Below are 20,750 nucleotides of genomic sequence, written 5' to 3'. Positions count from 1 at the left end.
ATGCCGAGTTTTGTGCATATTACAGATGGTAAACAACATGAATCTAAAATCGCCAAGACCATTTCATTTGCTAAGGGCTGTGTGGTGGTTGTGGATAGAGGCTATGTTGATTATGCTTGGATGAACGTTTTGGACAGCAATCAGTCCTTTTTTGTCACACGCAGTAAATTTTTCCAAATGCTACTGGCTATGAAACCTACTGACTTTTCAAAATATCTGTCAGGGTTTCTGACTGGGTATTTGGCCCACGAACGAGGTGCCAGTAAGAACACGATTTGTGCTTATCGCGATACTTTTGTTCTGTTCATCGGCTACATGGCTACTCAAGGAATACCGGTAAACCGACTTATCCTAGAGTCCATTACACAACATGCAGTTGTGGGTTTTCTGGATTGGTTGCAAGCCGAACGGCGAAACAGTAATACGACCAGAAATGCAAGATTGGCTGCGATTCACGCTTTTTTCAGTTATATACAGTATCAACAACCTGAGCATTTGTACGAATGCCAAAAGATACTATCCATACCGATGAAACGTAAAGTCACTGTTCCGATGAACTATCTAACGATCGAAGGTATAAAAGCGTTGCTGGAACAACCAGATACGAGGACATCAAAAGGTCGTCGGGATCTCGCATTGCTTTCGTTGATGTATGATACTGGTGCAAGGGTCCAAGAAGTTATTGACCTAGTGCCATCCAGTTTGAGGCTCGATGGACTCAATACAATCTGTATCACCGGTAAAGGAAATAAGACACGGATCGTTCCCATGCTTGAAGATCAGGTAAGGCTATTGAAATTATATATCACTGAACATCAACTTGAACAAGGGAGTAATAATAAACATCCTTTATTCTTCAACAGCCGCCGAGAAAAACTCACCCGTGCTGGTGTGAACCACATTTTGATCAAATATGCTGAGATGGCAAGAAAGACAAGCAATGTTTATTTGCCTGAAAAAATTAGTTGTCATGTATTGCGACACTCCAAAGCGATGCATCTGTTACAGGCTGGTGTAAACCTGGTGTACATCCGGGATATACTCGGGCACGTATCAGTTCAAACTACGGAAGTTTACGCCAAGGCTGACTCACGGGCAAAACGAGAGGCAATCGAAAAGGCTTACACGTCAGTGGCGCCCCAAAAAGAACCGATTTGGTTGTCAAACAACAACCTACTGGATTGGCTTAAAAGCTTTTAACAATATGATGGTTAATAAAATACTATCAATGATTATGCAAAGTCGTCCTCCATAAAAGCTTAATTGCAGGCAGTTCTCGCGGTATATCACGCTACACTTCGCATAACCATTAGCTTGTCATAACCCAGCTTATGTAAAACTTTACATAAGCTGGGAAGGAAAAACTATCTCTTTGCGGGGAGCCACGAAGCGGCGCAACGGTCAGCTATGATTTATTCTTTCTTCGCCATTTGTAAGAAACATGAAGTCAACCCTTTTCAATGGCTGAAATATACGCTGCAAAATATCATGTCAATAAACCATAAGAACATCAAGGAGCTATATCCCCAGAACTATAAACAAATCATCGGGCAATCAAATATGTAGTTCGTAGGGCGGATACGCTTAGCATATCAAAAGGCTCAAGTCTATAACTTGCTCGAAAAGGTTGGAATTGTGTTTGAAAAGAAAAAAGGTTTAGTTCATAAAGTGTAATTAATTAACATACTTTCACCATGATTGACGAAGAACCCGCATCACCGAAATAGACAGAAGCTGTTGATTTGATTGATAAAGAGCCTATAAGGAGATGGTGGTTAGCGGATAATGTTCCGTATTCCAAATTGGTTTACTTTCGCTAAAATTAGATATCAGAACAACAATGTCTCCAATTATTCCAATTAAAATAGTTGAGCCAAATAGAACAGTAATAATAGTTAGGATGATACTAGAGCGTGGAATCTATGCTAATTGTATAGTATACGCAGGTGTTGGTAGAAAAGATGCACGAATTAAACCAAGTTTAATGACACCTCATACAAAGGACATTTAGATAAAGCACTTAATAATTTTGAAGATATTAGCAAAAGATCAGTCTAGATAATAGTAGAGGCCGGAATTTATGCTAAACTAGTAATATAAAATACCAAGTTGTTAAATAGCTCAAAATTTTAACGATTTTGTTATGTTACTCCATATCCTATAAAAAATTGATTTGTCCTCAGTGATGATTTCAGCATCTGCTTGGATACCGGGTTTAAGTTTTATAATAGAATCTTTCGGTGTTCGAATAAGGGTAACTTTTGTCAAAAAAACACTATCTCGTAAAGGAATGTCAGATATATAATCAATTTCACCTTTCAGATAGCCATATTCTTGATAAGGGAAACTGCGTACTTTAATAATCACCTGTTGCTTTTCTCTTACTTTGGCCGATGTACTTTGTGGAATCAGCATCTCTCCATAATAATCATCTTTAGCAGTATTCACATAAAATAGTGGATCGCCCGATTTCACAAATTGATTGACTTGCAAAAAATCGCCGTATATAAGATACCCTTCCGATGGAGAAGAAATCACATATTTCTTCTTCCAATTATCAGCCTCACTGATGAAGCTATTAAATGATTGGACAAACTTCTTTTCCTCTTCAAAGATCTGATTATTAATCTCTGACAGCTCCTTATCTTTTGACAACAGATTACCACGATTGGAAATAATATTATTTTCAATTTGTGGTAATGCCTGCTTCTTGGCCAATAGTGCTGCTTCCTTTTGTTGTAGCTCTAGTGGACTAATTATTTTTTTATCGGCCAAAGCTTTATATCGCTTGAATTCTTGTTCGGCAAGAGCCAGTTCTTGCTGCTGGAGTTCATAGGATTTCTGTATACGTTCATTTTGTTCATTAACATTAGATAATTCATTATAGATTAACTGCTTCCTTTTTTCAAATATACCGCCGTCCTTTACAGCTTGATAATTTAAATACGCTAAGTAAAAATTCTGATAACTGTTCTGAAGTTCCCCCAATTCTAACTCACCTGGCGAACCCAATTTATCCAGATCAAGTTTCATTTCTTTATTAGTCCGTAGGTTTTTGAGGTGCGTCACAATAGATAACACCTGCTTATGATCCGCAATACTTTCCATATAAGCAATCTCCTGATCCTGGCTAACCCAAGCTCCCTCCTGCACAAGAATATTGACTAGATTACCATTAATCTTACTCAACATCACCTTAGGTGCATTAGTCGTATTAAACTTTAGGTTGGTGTTGACCACCTCTGGATACTTAATAAAAACAGAGATACTTAGTATCATCAGGATAGTAAGAAGAATAAATGAAATTCCTCTTTTCATCAACCACGTTGGAGGCTTTGCAATGATTTCTTGCAGATCCTCCGAGTGTAAATCTTGTTCTTGTATACTAAATTTCGCCATACTAATTCCCTAACTCTAATTGATTTTTGACTAACTCAAAATATTTGCCCCTTAGTGCAGTCAACTCTTTGTGCGTTCCTTGCTCGACAATTTCCCCTTTCTCCAAGACGATTATATTATCAGCATTCTTCACGGTGCTAAGGCGGTGCGCTACAACGATAACTGTACGGTTCTCGAAAAACTCATTCAAGCGCTCCACTATAGCCTTTTCGTTATTAGCATCCAAGGAATTGGTAGCCTCATCCAAGAAAATATATGCTGGCTCCTTATATACCGCACGAGCGATCATCAAGCGTTGCTTTTGCCCTTGGCTGATCCCCTTTCCTCCAGTACCTATTTTTGTCGCTAAACCAAAAGGTTCATCAGCAATAAACTCTTCCAAATTTGCAATACGAATTGCTTGCTGTATCTTCGCCGCATCTGGATGTTCCTCATTGACGGTTATATTATTCTCTATGGTATCAGCAAAAATATAATTATCTTGAAGTACTGAACCGCAGCTATCTCGCCACAGATTAAAACTTATCTGATCCAACTTCTTGTTCCCAATATGGATATCGCCCTCTTCCGCCTGATAATAACGTAACAATAGCTTTAAAATCGTTGTTTTTCCCGAACCACTTGCTCCTACGATAGCCGTCGTCTTACCCGCAGGAAAGGAAAGGTTGAGTTTTGTAAATATAGGATCGTTTCCGGCCCCATAATACCGGTAAGTAAGGTTTCTGATTTCAATCGTTTTGTCCTCCGGGAGTTGTGTGAAGTATTCTTTCTGCACATCTTCCTCCTCTTCGGTTTCATAGATCTCATTCAGTCTTTCCAAACTGATCTTAGCATCCTGGTACGACTGCATAAAGCCCAATAACAATTCGACAGGATTACTCACCATACCAACAATATATTGGATAGCCATCATCCCCCCCAAGGTAATATCACCATCGATCACCGATTTAGCCGATATATAGGTTATCAATATCCCCTTGGCCTGATTGATCGCCATCGAACCGATAGATTGGTATTGCGATAAGGCTAGACTTTCTACTCTAAATTTAAATAGTTTAGCCTGTAGTGCTTCCCAGCCCCATCGCTTTTGTTTCTGGGCATTATTAAGTTTGATATCACGTATACTTTGAATCATCTCCACCATATAGGTCTGATCCTCCGAAGACAATTTGAATCGCTTATGATCCAGTTCTCGACGATACTTCATGAATGCCAGAATCCACAAAGTGTACAACACCGTTGCAACAAGAAATACAAGAAAAATTGTTTTATTATAGATGACCAATAATGTACCGAATATGAACATATTGATCAATGAAAATAAGGTATTCAAGGTACTACCTGTTAGAAAACCTTCTATACGCTGCTGATCAGACATCCGCTGCATAATGTCCCCGTGGGTCTTCAGATCAAAGAAGTTCATCGGGAGTTTCATAATCTTTATCAATAAATCCGTGAGAATAGAAATATTGATTCGCGTACTAATATGAAGCATGATCCAAGAACGAATAAACGATACCGATACACTCCCTACAAACAGCATCAATTGCGCTATCAGTATAAGATTAATAAAACTGATATTCTTGGTATTTATACCGATATCCACAACAGACTGAGTCAGAAATGGCGTGATCAGGGATAGAATTGTCCCCAAGACCATACCCAATATCAACTGGATAAAAAGCTTTTTATATTTATAAAAGTAGGTGAAGATCTTTTTCCAGCCTAATGTCAGAGACGGCTCTTCTTCGTCGATTTGGTAGAAGTCTGGGCCAGGACTTAAGATCAAGGACAGACCTTCATGCAATTCTCTGGTAGAAAACCAGTTCTTCGAGAACTCTTTTTCGGTATAAGTTATTAATCCAGTTGCAGGATCTGATATATAATATTTCCCTTTTGTTATTTTGTATAATACGACAAAATGATTTTGATCCCAATGTAGAATACAAGGCAATTCTACCTCTTTCAATTGATCTAAAGAAAGACGCACACCATAAGTTCGGAAACCTAATTTCTCAGCAGCCTCTGAAATCCCTAATAAATTAACTCCATTCTTAGTCGTTTGGCACAGTTTACGGATCTTATGGATGGAAATCAACTGTCCATAGTACTTGAATACAATACGTAAACAAGTAGCTCCGCAATCCATCTGATCCATTTGCCTATAATGAGGGAAGCGTTTTAGCATTTTATTTTATAAACCATTATTTACTACTATACAACTAAAATAACTACTTCTATTAAGAAGAATAAAAAAACGATTGTATTATTTACACTGAACGGAATTATTTTATCGCTTCAATAAAATCACACGAATTTATAAAGAATTTAATCTCCACAAAATCTTGCCTCGTTACATTTTGTAAAATAAATCAGAGCTTTACTAATTCATTACACATTTATACCAATCTTCGTTATCAAGTGATATATATGCAATTTACATTCTAAAACATAACATACTTTAAGCCAACAACAGCAGAAATGTCCAATTAAATTTGGCTTTAAAAAATAAAATCATATTTAACTTAATGTTTTTCAAATCAACAAGTTACAAAAGAAAGTTTTCTGTATCAACAACAACTTTCTTAGCCCTTATTTCAATTTCAATATTATATTGCAATTGACCATCTACAACGCTATCATTATTATCATGTAATCTATATAGATAGAGAGGTTCTTTTACAAAAAATATTTTATTGAACCCAGCAAGCTCTAGTAAAGGAAACATCAAAGCAATATCGTAAGTCATTAAATAAAAGATTTGATACTTGTCTTTCATATGGGAGAAATTTGAGTCAATCTTTCTATACTTATCAAATAATTCAAATTTAAAAGTTTTTAGGTGAGAGGCTTTCCAAGTTGCTTGTCGTAAGATTCTATACTCATCTCTAGAATACGCTGACCCAAATATTTTGTGAGAATTCATAAGTTTAAAACTTCCATACGTAAGCAAACATCTCTTTGCATAATAAATATTATTTATCAAGGGCAGAACGAATTCATGAGAAAAACTATCATCGCCATCTAAAATCAAAATGATCTCATTGGATTTAAAAGAGTAATTATTGAGAACATATATTATATTCTCTAAAGCATATTTTCTTTTTTTATTAGAAATTACAATGAATTTTTCATTTTTAGGGATTTTATTTAAACTATTATCAGAAGAACAGTCATCTATTAAGAAAACGTTATAATTATTATAATGTTGATTTAGGATAGACTCACAGCAGGATTCTATAAATAATTCAACATTTCTAAAAGGAATTATGATGTTAATTTTATGTTCTTGATTTGATAGCACCCAATCCATGCTTAATGTAGAGTTTAATGTAGCTTTTTTTATAATTGCTCGATTAACCAAATCTTCTAAAGATATTTCGTCACTTGAAATGCTCATTAAAGGTTCAAATAATACTCTTGTAATTACAAATGCATATATAGCATCGACTTCGCATATATAGCTTATGTCATTATTAATTTTTCCCACTGAAGAGGACACATCTCCTGAAATCAGTAAAAAGTGAATTCCACAGTCTACAGCTGAATAAATCCCATTAAACACGTCAATATCTGATGATATTTCGTCAAAATATTCTGCTTTTTTTACAATAAATATTGCATCTTCACCTGTGATTAATGCATGATTTATAACTTCTTGTAGCTTTTTAACAGAACACTTCTCATTAAGATGCAACTCTACAGGTTTGAAACAAATGGGAATTTTGTTGTAATCTAATTGAATCTGATTCTCTAAAAAATATGTTGATATAAATTTGTCCATAAATTATCTTCAATTTTCAATTCTTAATATATTGGCAGCAATTTTCTCAAAGAAAAATTTTTTCAATAAAAAAGAGTTGTAATTTTTATGATGGCTATTACAAATCAATAATTGATTCATGAATTTAGCACAATTTTGTATTTCTTCTTGATTATTGACTTTATCCATCAATAACAACTCTATTATTTCGTAATTACTTTCAAAATCGTCAACCTGGAATTGAAAGAAAATATCCTTTCTTATCATCATTGCGTATTTTCTTTGTGTTTTCATTTTCATGCTAGTTATTTGTTTTGCATGAAATCTGTATCTAATTAAATTATCTGGTATATTATAAATTGGGAAGTATCGACTACACCTTGCGACAAAATCATAATCAGATGCTATTTTATACTTTAACTTATAAAGCAAATTATATTTAAGTATTAGCTTTCTTCTGATCATAATAGTAGATTGCAACATATAGTTATTTTCGAGTAGTTTAATTTTGAAGTCCTGATAATTACATTCTCTCTTCATATTTCCAAGAGGATTCCCTTTTTCATCAATAAAACTATAATTCGATCCTATTGCTCCCACGTGTTTCTTTTTCTCAAGGTATTTATATTGAATTTCAAGTCTATTATTTTCCGATATGTCATCAGAATCAAACATAGCTATATATTTTCCTATTGCATGACGAATACCAATATTACGAGCAAAGTAATTACCTTTATTAGATTTCAATTGAATAAACTTAATACGAGGGTCATTAAATGATTTAACAATATTAACTGTAGAATCAGTGGATCCATCATCAACAATAATAAATTCAATGTTTGATAAAGATTGATTTAATATACTTTCTATAGCTTTTGTTATGTAAAGCTCAGAATTATAACATGGCATAATTACTGATATAAGTATAGATTTAAGGGTCATTTTTAAAATTATATTTTTTAATTACGTCAGTTGGATAAATATTCACTTATCTCAATATGACTATAATTTGAAAGATACATATGTAGTAAACTGTGATCCATTAAACTTAAGAGTTCTAATACATTTAAATTTAAAATCGAATCTTTATAGATTTGATCTAGAATTTTAATTTTTTGAAAAGACTTATTGTTTAAATAATCTTGTTGCTTTAAGTTATTTACTAAGTCAAAATAAATTTTTTCAAGAAAATTCTGCCAGTGTGGATTATCATATTGCTTAATACTCATAAGTGTATATATACATATTTCTAGATTTATATAAATATTTTTAAAATATGTAATTGAATTACTCTTAGAATGAATTTCTTTAAAATAGTTAAGTAAGATTTCGATCGCTTCGTAAAATTCTTTCTCAAAAAATTTTACATTTTTTTGTAATAATTGACTGACTTGTAGTAAACAAAACGATAGTAAAACTATTTCATCTGGTTCTATATCATTTTTTTGTAATGAAGATACATTTTCCTTGATATATTTAACCAACCTGTCAGATAAAAGAGCAATACATTCGTTATGTATAAAATGTCTATAAAAAATTTGATTTTTATTCTTGCTTTCAGATCTTATATGGTGATATTGTAGTAAACCCAAAATATCCCTAATATCATATGTGTTTTGGACTAAAATATTTAATGTCATTTTATAGCAATTATCATCAATTTCTTCCAAAACCTCGTCTGTATCAATACATATTAACTGTTTTTGTGCTAGAAATTCGATCATCCATCCGACTCCTGTAATGCCATGATTAAAGGAATAATCTGTACAATCAGACAATAAATCACTTAATTCATCTAATAAATCTTCAGCTTTTCTCCTTAACTGGACACTACCATTGTGGTGACTTATAAGAATTTTAAATAGGATTTCCTTAGAAATTCCAGATTCAAGTCCTATATTCTTTTTTCTTCTAGACAGATCCATTGATATTAACTTGGTTATTTTTTGGTAAATTTGACAACTTGTAAAAATATCCCTTTCTTGAGGATTCAATAGCACTGTCTAATTTTGTAAACAATTGCTTGAATGTAATATTGTCCTCTAATATATCATTAAGCAACCTTTTATAACTCACGAAATATGTTCTAACCTTATCATTAATCGATTTTTCAAATTTATTAACATTACTTGATAGTAATTTATCATCCAAAACCATTGAAAAAGTCTTGGTAAAAATTGGGTCTAAGCTAAAACACCAACTTGATTCATAAGATATACATAATGAATCACGATAACCACTTTCAGCATTGATCAATTGAACCATAGATTCAACATCAATAATACATTCAAATGGAGAAAAGAACAAAAAATCTATATTCCGTATTTCATTCAATGTATTTTTTAGATCCTCGACATTAATTATCAATGAATCAGAGATTTTAGCATATTTATTATTATCTGAAACAACCAATATGCTTTGGCAATTGAAATATTTTTTTAAATATCTTAATGTTATGTTAAGTGTTTCAATTTTTATATGGTTTGAGAATTTAGCAAATAATATAAAAGATACATTTGGCATGTGATAACGATCTTCATCCAATTCATTTTTTCTAGCTATAATAGATTGGACAACCTCATAACTACATGTCGTATCTGGAATATTCAATAAAATCTCATCATACCACGGCGGAAAATGAATATATTTGGTTTTTTTAAATGATAAATTCACACCCTCTTGTCCTCCTGAATAGTGTAAGATTGAATTCTTTTTCCAATTTTCTATGGGTGAATCTGGCCAAGAGAAATCCATTTCGGGATGTATCTCAACTTGTTTATTAAAATACCATAAGTTCCATAAAACAGCCCACATATCAGCACACCAAGCTTGAATTCCAGCTGTATTGGAGCGAGAGCTTCCCTTAGCTACAAAGTTCTGCATCCAAAGACTTCTATTATAGTTTTGTAATAAATCATAAATCATTTGACTGTCTCTTTCTACCTTATCCCAAAAACTACTATTTATACCTTTTAAGATATATTGTGCACCACCAGCATGCATATCTTGATCGGAAATCATTTTAGTAGAAATGCCAACTATTTCAGACATGCTTTTAAAAACATCATATGAAGAATTGTTTATAATATATTTACTATCTAAGTAGCTACGAGTGTCAGAAACATAACATTTAGTATTACAAGAAACATCCAACACGGGTATTCTGCTAAATAAGACATCAGAATCATGGTAGAATATTACTTCATTCTCTAACTCGGGATAGAATGAAAAATGTTGCTTTAGAATATTTGGTCGTATTGAAGAAATATATTCTTTGCTTTGACGACTATCTGGATATATGTAAAACTGTGCAAGTTCACTATTTCGGGTAATTAAGTCCTGAAATAATGGTTTGAGTCCTAATAATGGATTATACCCCACTATAACATGAATACATTCTCTCGGGATTTTCAAGTTACGCAAATTACGTATTTGAATTTCCAATTGCCATGTAAAATAGAAGTCGTCTGGTTGTGCTGAAATATAAATCACACCTTATTTATATTTATTATTTTAATAACTACATAATTAAAAAGAATAAGACTCTTTGATAAAGAGTCTTACTTTAGATTGTGGTAGACTTTTAAATGGTTAGTCCTTAATTTCCTTCAAGTTGTATTGTCTACAATTTATTGACAAGTACACTTATCTAGAGGTGTACTCCAAACACAAGAGCCCTCTTTCCCAGGAGATACCTCACAAGCTCCACCCGCGCTATCACACGGAACCGCTGAACTACAGCCACGATAAGTAACAGGAACTGATGAAGTGGTAGTAGTAGTAGTCCATGAAACACCACCAAGAACTTCCATCATTTGACTTGCGTTAAGTACTGCTACTCCTTCCAAATCCAAATTCTTTAATTTAATCTTTTTCATTATTTAATTATTTAAGTTTATACTGTAGACTTACTTTTTTTCTATTAGCCCTACAGCTCAGCATAGTAGACTATTTGGTCATATCAAAATTTAATATTTGGTATAGTTTTTTTCTATTTACTTTTTCCCATAAATTCAACACTTCTAATTTATTATTAGGATGAACCAATAAAGTATAGGGAATGCCTTGTACAAGGTATTTCTTTTTTACTTCTTTTAACAAATTTAGAGCTAATAAATTTCTGAATGGAATCTTCCCATTTTTTACTAATTCATTCCATTTTTTTATTGTTGATTCTTCATCAATCGATATATATACAATATCTAATTTATCACCTGCAACTCGATGTACTTCCTCTACAATTGGAATCATTTCATGACACCACTTGCACCATGACGCGGAGAAGACTATTAGAGAAAACTTATCTGGATATCTTACAATAGGTTCCATCTTCTTATTTCCTAAAGAATAAAGATCCATATTATCAAATATGTCCATTTTTAGGTAGCGTTTTATTTTCATACCGAAATAGCTTTCTTTTGCGCTATCTGAAAATTCTTCATATACTTTTGCTAAATCTTCTTTACTCGCATAATAAGGAATTGTTGATTCTAGTCTACTTATCAGTTTTTGTGAATCAGGGTATTTACGTGTCAACTTGATATACGTATCCAACTCTTCGAAATATTTTGGCCCCAATTTGCTTAAACTAGAATTAAAATAGCTATAGGATCGAGCTCTTATAGAAATTAAAAGTTCCTTATCTTCATTACCATCTATTAAATACCGGTCTTGGAGGTTCTTTTTATAAATTATTTCTAGATCATCTTTCCTAATTGGTATACTATCAAAAATATTTAATTGATAAAACTTGAGGTTTAGATTTACGTCACCTCTACTCACATGAAAACTTCCACACCAAAGCGTATCGCCAGAATCTACAGAGGCAAATGAAATCGAATTGAATATACTATCCGAACTAACCTCATTGTCGATGTCAAAATATTTAATATAGTCGTACAAGCTATCTGGATAAGCAAATTCCCAAATAGAGTCTGCCCCAATTTTTCCGTTAAATACATGCTTTGACTTATCATCCAATGCAATTCTTAAATCAAGTTTAGCGTATGTCTTTCCAGAAAAATTAATTCGCAACTTATTCGTTTTTTCAGTTTGAGAAAAAGCTAAAGTGCTAATAGTCAAAAATAATAACAGTGATAATAAAGTTCTCATAAAATAATATATTCTAAATCTTCTAATTTATATTCATCTGGTAATAAATACCCATTCACTAAAACAGTAGGAGTTGCTCGCAATCCAGATTGCCTTTTCCATAATTCATGATTGCGAAATTCTTCTTCGACAGCTATTTCGTGTCCATTTGAACAATATTTACTTTCAAAAATAAACTTCGACTTCCTTTCAGAATTAAACCATTCATTATATAAATAATTAGTATGTGCAATATCGTTATTGAGATATATCCTAATTAGATTATGAATAGTTTTTATAAAATCTTCTTTATCCTCAGTATCAAAATATGTAAAAATGTATTGAACATTTACCTTGTCAGCCAATTTGTTTAATAATTTTTCTATTCTACGATGCATTGTAGAGCAGGGGGCACAGTACGGGTTAGTTAAAACAGTAAGTGTTGTTTGAGCATTTTTATTTCCAAAAATAATATTGGAAACACTTTGATCTACTTCATAAAAGGGTTGTTCCTTCACTTTAGAAAAGAAAACTCCAGGTTTAAACATCAAACTCTTCATTTGGTATTCGGTAAAAAGAAATTTTTTACTTTTTACATAAATAGGTAAGGAAAGATTTAGAATGATAGGTGGCAATGTATAAATGCTTATTAAAAGCAAAGCATCATATAATGAAAATGTTTCAGGTATTAAAAAGCCAAACACTACGTTTGTGCAAAATATAGCCCACAGTAAGATTTGGATCATAATACATAGACCGCACCACTGTCTGGCAACAAATCCTTGATACCAAATACTCCAAACACTATACGGTAAAACTAAGATATTAATGCTAAATAAGAAAGGTATATAACTGGGTAAAAATAATAAAACTAACAAATTGGAAATGAAATACCCTAAGCCTAGTTCACTCCAACTTATCAGTCCTAAAAATTTGGAAGCTGAAGATTCTAACACATTATTGCAATCTCCTTTTTTAAATACGGAACACAGTTTATCTGCTATATTGCTATTTACATTAATCTGTTTTAGAACAAGTAAAAATGACACATAACAACCAATAATATTAATTATAATAGTAAATAAAAAATTAGCCTGAGATTTATAGGGATTATCAATAATAACAACAATTAATAAAATTGAAAGTAAAACGCCTAATAAAAATTGTTGGATATTTTTGATCACCTCCTTTTTTCTATGCTCTTCATAACCTGGCTCTATTGAATCCGAGGAAGATTGTAGTACTAATACAACTCCAGACCAAATTTGATTAAACTCATCTCTATCAACTTCTTCCTCTCCACTTCCCCAAATGAATTTTACAGATGAATGAGAGACTTCTTTAACGATTACAAAATCATTTGAAGCATGAGCGATAAAAGGAGTATTCAAGTTTTCAATTTGAGATTTATCTGACAACTTCAATCCGGTATTATCTACTCCGTAATCAGTAAACATCTTAGAAATTCCAAGTAAATTTGATTTGTAAGGGTTTGTATTATATATTAATTCTGTATAGTAGTTAGTATGCTTAACTCCTAATAAGGTGAGTGTAGTAGCAATTAAATTTTTCTTTGTATTATAATTGATTTTTTTCATTAATAAGTCTATATATCATGGTTAATGGCTTCTAGTTTACTTTGGTAATAGCAAAGTAAAAGATATAAATAATCGGTTAAATTATAACTTTAATAAACTTCAAAAATATTTTTCACAATTCATAATTTAATTACGCATCAAACGTTTGCATAGAAAAAAACAATTATATGTAAATAAAAATTTGCATATAATTGTTTAAAACAAAAAAGAACAACCTAATAATTTATGGAATTTATAATTTCACTTACATCTTTCGGCAGAAGATTAATGAATACAGCTCCAAGTACAATAAAATCTCTTTTGGATCAAACTGAAAAGGCAGATAGAATAATATTATGGTTATCATATGACACAATTGTTCCTAAAGATTTGGCTATTCTCGAACGAGAGGGATTAGAAATAAAATTTTGTCCTGATTTCAAGTCATACAATAAACTTATCCCAGCTCTAACACATTATCCTAATGATATCTTAATAACTGTTGATGATGATGTTTATTATCCTAAAGATTGGTTTAGAAAAACTAAATTATCTTATATTGGAAGTCCTTTTAACATACATGTAAACAGAGCCCATGAAATAAAAATTGAAAATGAAACTCTTCAATTTTATAAAGACTGGAGGTTTTGTGTTACAGCTGTTCAGAAAGAAATAAGTATATTCCCAACGGGTGTTGGAGGAATATTATATCCTCCAAAGTCTCTACATCCAGATGTTCTTTGCTCATCAATATTTTCTTCTTTGGCACCTAAAGGCGATGATATTTGGTTTTGGGCAATGGCACGTTTGTACAACACCAAATACACAATAGTTGAAAAGGGATATAAAGACCTAGTTAATGTTGATCCATCAGATACAGGAATGTGGATTAACAATGTATTTCATAACGGAAATGACATTCAATTAATAAGAGTTTTGCAAAAATATCCAAAATTATTAAAGTTATTAGAAGAGTTAATTTAAAGAACTTTACAATGTTTAAATTAATAACCTTTTTTATTAAAAATATCGGAGTATAAAACCTAATTAAAGCGTAATTATCAAAACTCCATACATGTGATATAATAGGAATGGGGAAACTTAAGGAAGGAGGTATTACAATGTTAATATTTAGGTAGCTTAGTGAAATTTTTTGTTGTTTATTTTCAAATCACGAAGGAATGAACATATAGCTGTATCTAGTGTTTTAACTGCTGGAATATACTACTTAGCATTACTTCCTAAAACAAACAGGCAATATTTTCTATGAAATCAAATTAAGTATCAAGGAATTAGAAAAGATTCAATCAACTGTAAAAGTATCATAAATAGACTATATGGATAAAACAAAAACTCTCAGAAAACTATTAATTAGTGTATTGTTTTTTTTATTTAGCAGTAATAACATAGCACAAACTCAACTTACTATTGAAAAATGTTTTGATTTGCTAGAGCAACAGAATGACGCTATAAAGCAAGCTAATTTGAATATCTTATTGAATCAAGTGGAGGTAAAAGATGCTAAAAACTCTTTTCTACCGACGCTGAATTTTAGTGCTGGTCACACCTATAACCTCGGCCTTGCCTTTGACCAGATTTCAGGGCAGCTTGTCACTGGAAATAAATGGTCGAACAATGCCAATGCAAATATCAGTACACATGTCCCCATATTTCAAGGGTTCACCCTGCGAAATCGATTAAAACAATCATTTTTAGCTTTAGAATCAGGCAAGCTCCAGAAAGCACAAATATTGCAGTCACTCAAACTTCAAGTTCTTACAAAGTATATCGAAGCAACAGCGCATAAATCTTTATATGAGGTCAGTCTAAAGCAATTATCCTTCGCAAAAGAGCAGTTGAGACAGGAAATGGTGAAATTCGACATTGGCACCAATACGACCGTAGACATAGCACAAGCGGAGAGTACTGTCGCGAACAACGAATTACTTGCTATCAATAATTTAGCATCTTACCATGCTTGCTTAGTAGAAATAAAACAACTAATTGGAGTCTCACTTTCAGACTCCATTTCTTTGCAGGACCTTGAAGTAGATGATATCGATCGATCGGAAAGTATAAATTACAATGCCTTAACACAAAACTTAAACGATCCCATTATAGCTCATGCAAAAATAGACATACAACAGTATCAACTAAACTTAAAATATGCGAAAGCAGCTTATTATCCTTCCTTAAGTTTTTTTGGTGGATATGGCACCAATTACTCGTCAGAAAGAACAGACTTTATAACGGGCAATTTTATGCCCTTTTGGAATCAAATCAATCAAAATAGGAACTTAAATTTTGGTCTTTCTTTAAGTCTCCCAATATTCAATGCTTTCAAAACAAAAAATAATATAAGTAGGTTTAAAATTGATCTGGAATCCAAACAGACTGAACTTAAAAAGGTAGAAACAGAACGACAAAAGATATTTGTATTAGCCGTACAGGAGTACCACAAATCCATCAAAGAACAAGAGGTACAATTAACACAAATGTCTGCGCAGCAAAAAAATCTTGTCGCAGTAAAGGAACGCTATGATATCGGCGTATCCAACGCAATTGAATATAACAAAGCTTTACTGGAATTTAACCTTGCCGAGGCAAATGTCATTAAATCTAAGTATACTATAATTTACAATCTAGAAACATTAAAAATATTGGAGGGGAATCCCACAAATGAAAGTTTAAACTTCTGAAAGTAATTCTTTCAACTGTATTCGTAGCCAACTGATTTCCTCATTACATTTCCAAATTTTGGCAGTTATGAATTGTCTTAATACGAAAGAATTAACCATCCACTTTTGAAAAACTTAGTCTTCCTTCATTTTTTATAGCCTTTCTATTTTAGAAAGGCTGCAAGCTAAACTAATGCTACTTCAAATTTATATCATTGTATTTCGCTGCTCTGGCATTGACATAATCTGAGAACTTTTTATCAAAACTGTATATCATAAAAAGGTTTAGGTAGACTTACTCATCTTGTTAAGATTATAAAAGCAATAATTAGTCGCCCCTTAAAAACTCACAATTAAGTTGATCTTCCAATTAATTTCGTGCCTTCGAATAGGAAGATCAATTTCTGAATAAGCACAAAAAAGGATGTTTTCCATTTATTCATCATCCTTTTAAAATTAAATGCAGCTGCAGCAAGCATAATATTGATATTGTCACCAACAATTCCTTTGTAAAAGTTTCTTCCTAATCTGTGATCTTTTTACAAATAACCTATTACTGGTTCTATTGCTGCTCTTTTGCGATGTGCTGTTTTGAGTTTCTTCTGTTGGTACTTTGTTTGTTTTTTATCGTTGAAAGGTTTGGAGATTTGGACTTTGGTAGAGCCGATTTGTGTATTTCTTCGGTACCCTCTGTCAACACTTGCTGTTTTAGGTTCCTTGCCAACCAAACGATTAACTTGCTCCAAGGCAGGCGTTAAGGTGTGTCCATTAAACTCATTCCGAAAACCCATTGCTCTAACAATAACCCCTGTATTTTGGGTCATCACAATGGAAACCTTGTTTCCGAATTCATATTTCTTATGCTCTTTCCCTTTTGAGAAGCAAAGCACATCGGGTTCATGTAAGGAGTATAATTTATTTTTACTGGTGCGATTTTGAGCAAGTACCGACTTGAAAAATTCAATAGTTTTAGCGTATAATGAATCAGCTGGTTAATTGCGTCCCAATTCCCGCACTAATCGACCTGCTATGGTTTTTACATTTCGATCCGCCTTTTTGGCTTTGGATTTATTACGTGGATGATTGCGAAAGCGCTGATCTACACTGAGCCTTTTTAAGGTCTGCGTATAACTTTGGCGTAATGGTAATTGTTCAACTTCGACAATTCTTAAAATCTTTTTAATGATCTTCTTATGCAACTTGGAATCCGTGGGAAACGTAATATTCTATTCCTGGACTGTTGTATCTGCATTCACATCATCGTCATGACTGTCATCACCATTGATACGGATACTCTCCTTGAAGATCAATTCAATCCCAGATTCCCCTATACGCTTGCGAAAATGAACTAATTCGGAAGCCTCACAGGGGACTATTGGTACAAACTGCTATAAGCCACAAAAATATTGATAATACAAATTCTCTGACCATTGTTCCACAACACTCTCGCCAGAAATATTACGAATATGCTTCAGCATAAGCAAGCCTACCATTAATCGAATTGGCTTTGCAGTTCGTCCATTATCCACGCAATACAAAGAACTGAATGCATCTTCAAACTGTTGCCAGTCAACGCGGTTTGCCAAAATATAGAGCGGGTGTTTTCTGCTTAATGTATCCTGCAAGGAAAAGAAGAAACTAGACTGATCTGATGATGTATTCTTTGGTAACATAAGGGTCCTATTTGCAAGGGTTCTACACTAAAGATACAAAATCTTGTATATACAAACAACACAAATAAAACATAAAACACTAATTAATAGCCGTTTAGATTCTTTTTTTTAAGAATCGACTAATTAATTCAAAAACTCCTTTTAGATAACATAAATAAGGAATTTTCCATATTAATGTTGATATAAAGCGTTATTAGAATTAGCGTCTAAATAGTTCTTTACCTGAATAAAGATTAGTTAGATTTCTCAGCATTTACATAAGAAAGGTGCAATACATTTGTGGGATCACCGTGCATGGGCATACTCATTCCTCGAGCATACATCGCTAAAACATTGTCTTCCAGTTCTTCGGTGATGATAAGTTGACGCTTCGCGACAATCTTTGGTTCGAAGGTGCCATTCCGGTCTCGTCCACTCTCCAATTCAAAGTGCCTCGATTGAAGACTTCTTACTGTTTTTTTGCCTTACCATTTTTACGATTAGGCTCTCCAGAGGCTTTACTCTCTAAAAGATGGTGATCAAGCTCACCTTCCAACATACTTTCCAGAAGGTGTTTCAACATAGGTGCAAAAAGACCGTTTGTACCACCCATTTTTTTTGCCTTCGTAAAAGCCTTTCCATCGCTTCCTCTTTGAAGCGTTCAAAATCAAATTTCTCTTTGTCCATCTACTGTGTCTAATATATAAATAATTTGTACGACAGTTTAATTTACACCCTCTCAGTACAAATTTTACAATCTATTTTCTACGTTGTACGGGGGAATTAAAGCTATCACGTATAAATTGATGGACATCTGAAAGTTTATAATACAATTTACCACTTATGGTATAGTAAGGTAATTTACCTATTGAACGATAACGTTGTAGGGAGCGATGACTAATTTTAAGCAGCTGCAAAAGATCTTGATTATCTAATAGTTCTTCACCATCAATACTAATCCTTTTATTCTGAATCTCCGATAGGTTTTCCTTTAAAAAATCAAAATGTTCCATAATCCTATTCATCCATGCTATAAATTCCAATCTGTCAATATTCATATTATCAAACTTTATTCAATTAATGATACTAGATATAGTTTATAAACAATTATAAACTTGTAATGCATACAAACATAAAATTTGTAAATAGCAACAATAAATTTTGAACGGATATGAACGATAAAGAACGGATTTGCGCGCCTTATGAATTGATCATATCAAAAAAATATTATAATCTTCCTTTTCGTCTACTCTCTTGCAATTCTTTGTGAATATCTTCTTTGTAATACATATCAATTCCATGAAGCTTCATAGGATGTAGTCTCCCCTTTTTAACATACCTTCTATAAGTAGAATCACTAATATTTAATAGGGCTATTAAATCATGCTTATTGATGAGTTTCTTATGGTCAATTTTTTCTAATTGATATAATTCTTTTATTTCAGATAAAATATAATATATATCCTTAAGGAGATTAAGAACATTTCGCATCCAATTTTTCATAGTATAGAAAATTAAAATCCCTCCACATCTTAAAAAAAGAAATGGACGTAAGAATAAGCCAATGGAATAGGGTAAAATAATCCTATTCATTTATTACAAATAATGGATGTGTGAATAAATTATTTGTTATGACTAATATTAGATTTCCAACTTTTATAATATCGTGTTGCTACTCTGCTTAATGTTGTCTTTCCTTTGTAAGGAGGATCTAGTACTAATTCCAAACGACTTCCTTTTAAATGTTTAGCATCTACAACAGCTTCTTTAGATACAATTAAATCTCTTCGTACAGCATTAAAATCTTCAGATGGCAATATGCTTATCCATTCCTCTAATAGCAAATCTACATAAGGGATTATGCATTCATCTCTACACACGACAAACCGAACTTTATTATGACTATATATATAAGCGATGTCATCCAAGGAAATCGATAATTTGTCTAACTCCGAGTTTAAAGATCTATCCACATCCCCAGCAGTAAGCATTAATCGACTTTCATCAATCACATTTAAAAAGGTAATGTATTTCTCATCGTCTAATAATAATACTATTTGATTATTAAATAGATATTCCTTCCATGAAAACATAAAATGTATAACAATATAAATGATTTGGATTAGTAAGGAGCTAACCAGAACGATGTAAAAATCAACCTTGAAATAATTTGTTTGGTGAAGTAATTTTTCTTGAGAAAACCACACGATAATTGTAGATATAAATATAGAAAGTATAATACTACCTACACCACTATAGAGAAGTTGATAGCCGTAGCGCTTAATATAAAATGATGTGCTAGACAAATCGCCTTTTACCTTCTTATTAACCCAAACTATGGATCGATGAACATATATTAAATAAAGTGCCACAGTTAACGTAGAGACTGATAAATATTTAAATAATTCTGGATCGTCCCATATACCCCATAAGCTTTCTTTTTCACCTATCGCATACATTAAAACACCACCAACAAAAGAAACACAAAAGATTATAAGTGTGATAAGAATGTTTTTCATATCCATGTTTATAACGGCTTACAACAAATGGAATTTGAATATACATATATTTTTTTAAAGGAATAAATTAT

The 20,750-nt window shown here is 32.4% G+C and carries 16 protein-coding genes and 3 pseudogenes; 4 read left to right on the top strand and 15 right to left on the bottom strand.

Features of this window, described 5'->3' with window-relative positions:
* Together GOQ16_RS09995 and GOQ16_RS09990 are read left to right on the top strand one after the other, a co-directional pair.
* The coding region (locus tag GOQ16_RS09995; protein ID WP_204987460.1) for a site-specific integrase at positions 1–1,200 on the top strand (1,200 nt) is incomplete at its 5' end.
* A 150-nt stretch (positions 1,201–1,350) separates the two neighbouring features.
* Positions 1,351–1,566: pseudogene (locus GOQ16_RS09990) on the top strand (IS66 family transposase); the annotation flags it as partial.
* A 112-nt stretch (positions 1,567–1,678) separates the two neighbouring features.
* On the opposite strand, the gene GOQ16_RS18020 reads toward GOQ16_RS09990, so the two are convergent.
* The 10 genes from GOQ16_RS18020 to GOQ16_RS09945 all read right to left on the bottom strand — a co-directional run bounded on the left by GOQ16_RS18020 (position 1,679) and on the right by GOQ16_RS09945 (position 13,851).
* Positions 1,679–1,801, bottom strand: coding sequence for a hypothetical protein (locus GOQ16_RS18020; protein WP_262886253.1), 123 nt, complete (start codon positions 1,799–1,801; stop codon positions 1,679–1,681).
* A gap of 320 nt (positions 1,802–2,121) precedes the next feature.
* Positions 2,122–3,399, bottom strand: coding sequence for an HlyD family secretion protein (locus GOQ16_RS09985; protein ID WP_160069139.1), 1,278 nt, complete (start codon positions 3,397–3,399; stop codon positions 2,122–2,124).
* 1 nt (position 3,400) lies between these two features.
* The gene (locus tag GOQ16_RS09980; protein WP_160069138.1) at positions 3,401–5,587 is read right to left on the bottom strand and encodes a peptidase domain-containing ABC transporter; all 2,187 of its coding nucleotides are present in this window, start codon (positions 5,585–5,587) and stop codon (positions 3,401–3,403) included.
* Between the two features lie 360 nt (positions 5,588–5,947).
* Positions 5,948–7,183, bottom strand: a complete 1,236-nt coding sequence (locus GOQ16_RS09975) for a glycosyltransferase family 2 protein (protein ID WP_160069137.1) — start codon at positions 7,181–7,183, stop codon at positions 5,948–5,950.
* Positions 7,184–7,192: 9 nt separating this feature from the next.
* Positions 7,193–8,104 carry a glycosyltransferase family 2 protein gene (locus GOQ16_RS09970; protein ID WP_160069136.1) on the bottom strand — a complete coding sequence of 304 codons (912 nt, stop codon included), beginning with the start codon at positions 8,102–8,104 and terminating at the stop codon, positions 7,193–7,195.
* Between the two features lie 26 nt (positions 8,105–8,130).
* Positions 8,131–9,087, bottom strand: a complete 957-nt coding sequence (locus GOQ16_RS09965; protein ID WP_160069135.1) for a hypothetical protein — start codon at positions 9,085–9,087, stop codon at positions 8,131–8,133.
* The gene (locus tag GOQ16_RS09960; RefSeq protein ID WP_160069134.1) at positions 9,074–10,654 is read right to left on the bottom strand and encodes a hypothetical protein; all 1,581 of its coding nucleotides are present in this window, start codon (positions 10,652–10,654) and stop codon (positions 9,074–9,076) included. Before GOQ16_RS09960 ends, GOQ16_RS09965 begins: the two co-directional genes overlap by 14 nt.
* Positions 10,655–10,791: 137 nt before the next feature.
* Positions 10,792–11,040 carry a hypothetical protein gene (locus GOQ16_RS09955; protein ID WP_160069133.1) on the bottom strand — a complete coding sequence of 83 codons (249 nt, stop codon included), beginning with the start codon at positions 11,038–11,040 and terminating at the stop codon, positions 10,792–10,794.
* A gap of 70 nt (positions 11,041–11,110) precedes the next feature.
* A complete protein-coding gene (locus GOQ16_RS09950) occupies positions 11,111–12,274 on the bottom strand; it encodes a TlpA family protein disulfide reductase (protein WP_160069132.1) in 1,164 nt (387 codons plus the stop codon).
* The gene (locus GOQ16_RS09945) at positions 12,271–13,851 is read right to left on the bottom strand and encodes a vitamin K epoxide reductase family protein (RefSeq protein ID WP_160069131.1); all 1,581 of its coding nucleotides are present in this window, start codon (positions 13,849–13,851) and stop codon (positions 12,271–12,273) included. The genes GOQ16_RS09950 and GOQ16_RS09945 overlap by 4 nt, the downstream gene beginning before the upstream one ends.
* Before the next feature lie 225 nt (positions 13,852–14,076).
* On the opposite strand from GOQ16_RS09945, the gene GOQ16_RS09940 reads away from it, so the two are divergent.
* Together GOQ16_RS09940 and GOQ16_RS09935 are read left to right on the top strand one after the other, a co-directional pair.
* Positions 14,077–14,814: a hypothetical protein gene (locus tag GOQ16_RS09940; protein WP_160069130.1), complete on the top strand. Its 738-nt coding sequence runs from the start codon at positions 14,077–14,079 to the stop codon at positions 14,812–14,814.
* A 353-nt stretch (positions 14,815–15,167) separates the two neighbouring features.
* Entirely contained in the window at positions 15,168–16,529 is a 1,362-nt protein-coding gene (locus GOQ16_RS09935) for a TolC family protein (RefSeq protein ID WP_160069129.1), read from the top strand.
* Positions 16,530–16,861: 332 nt separating this feature from the next.
* Here the strand turns inward: GOQ16_RS09935 and GOQ16_RS09930 are convergent.
* The 5 genes and pseudogenes from GOQ16_RS09930 to GOQ16_RS09905 all read right to left on the bottom strand — a co-directional run bounded on the left by GOQ16_RS09930 (position 16,862) and on the right by GOQ16_RS09905 (position 20,679).
* Positions 16,862–18,181: pseudogene (locus GOQ16_RS09930) on the bottom strand (IS5 family transposase).
* A gap of 302 nt (positions 18,182–18,483) precedes the next feature.
* Positions 18,484–18,847 (bottom strand): annotated as a pseudogene (locus tag GOQ16_RS18420) (transposase); the annotation flags it as partial.
* Positions 18,848–18,918: 71 nt separating this feature from the next.
* Positions 18,919–19,218, bottom strand: a complete 300-nt coding sequence (locus tag GOQ16_RS09915; protein ID WP_160069126.1) for a helix-turn-helix domain-containing protein — start codon at positions 19,216–19,218, stop codon at positions 18,919–18,921.
* 169 nt (positions 19,219–19,387) lie between these two features.
* Positions 19,388–19,663 (bottom strand): hypothetical protein, encoded by a 276-nt coding sequence (locus GOQ16_RS09910; RefSeq protein ID WP_160069125.1) that lies wholly within the window; start codon positions 19,661–19,663, stop codon positions 19,388–19,390.
* A 119-nt stretch (positions 19,664–19,782) separates the two neighbouring features.
* On the bottom strand, positions 19,783–20,679 hold the full coding sequence (locus GOQ16_RS09905) for a LytTR family transcriptional regulator DNA-binding domain-containing protein (RefSeq protein WP_160069124.1): 897 nt from the start codon (positions 20,677–20,679) through the stop codon (positions 19,783–19,785).
* Positions 20,680–20,750: the final 71 nt, after the last annotated feature.

The organism is Sphingobacterium bovisgrunnientis, from assembly GCF_009829085.1.
GTDB classification, from domain to species: domain Bacteria; phylum Bacteroidota; class Bacteroidia; order Sphingobacteriales; family Sphingobacteriaceae; genus Sphingobacterium; species Sphingobacterium bovisgrunnientis.
This window is presented reverse-complemented; position numbering and strand designations above follow the sequence as displayed.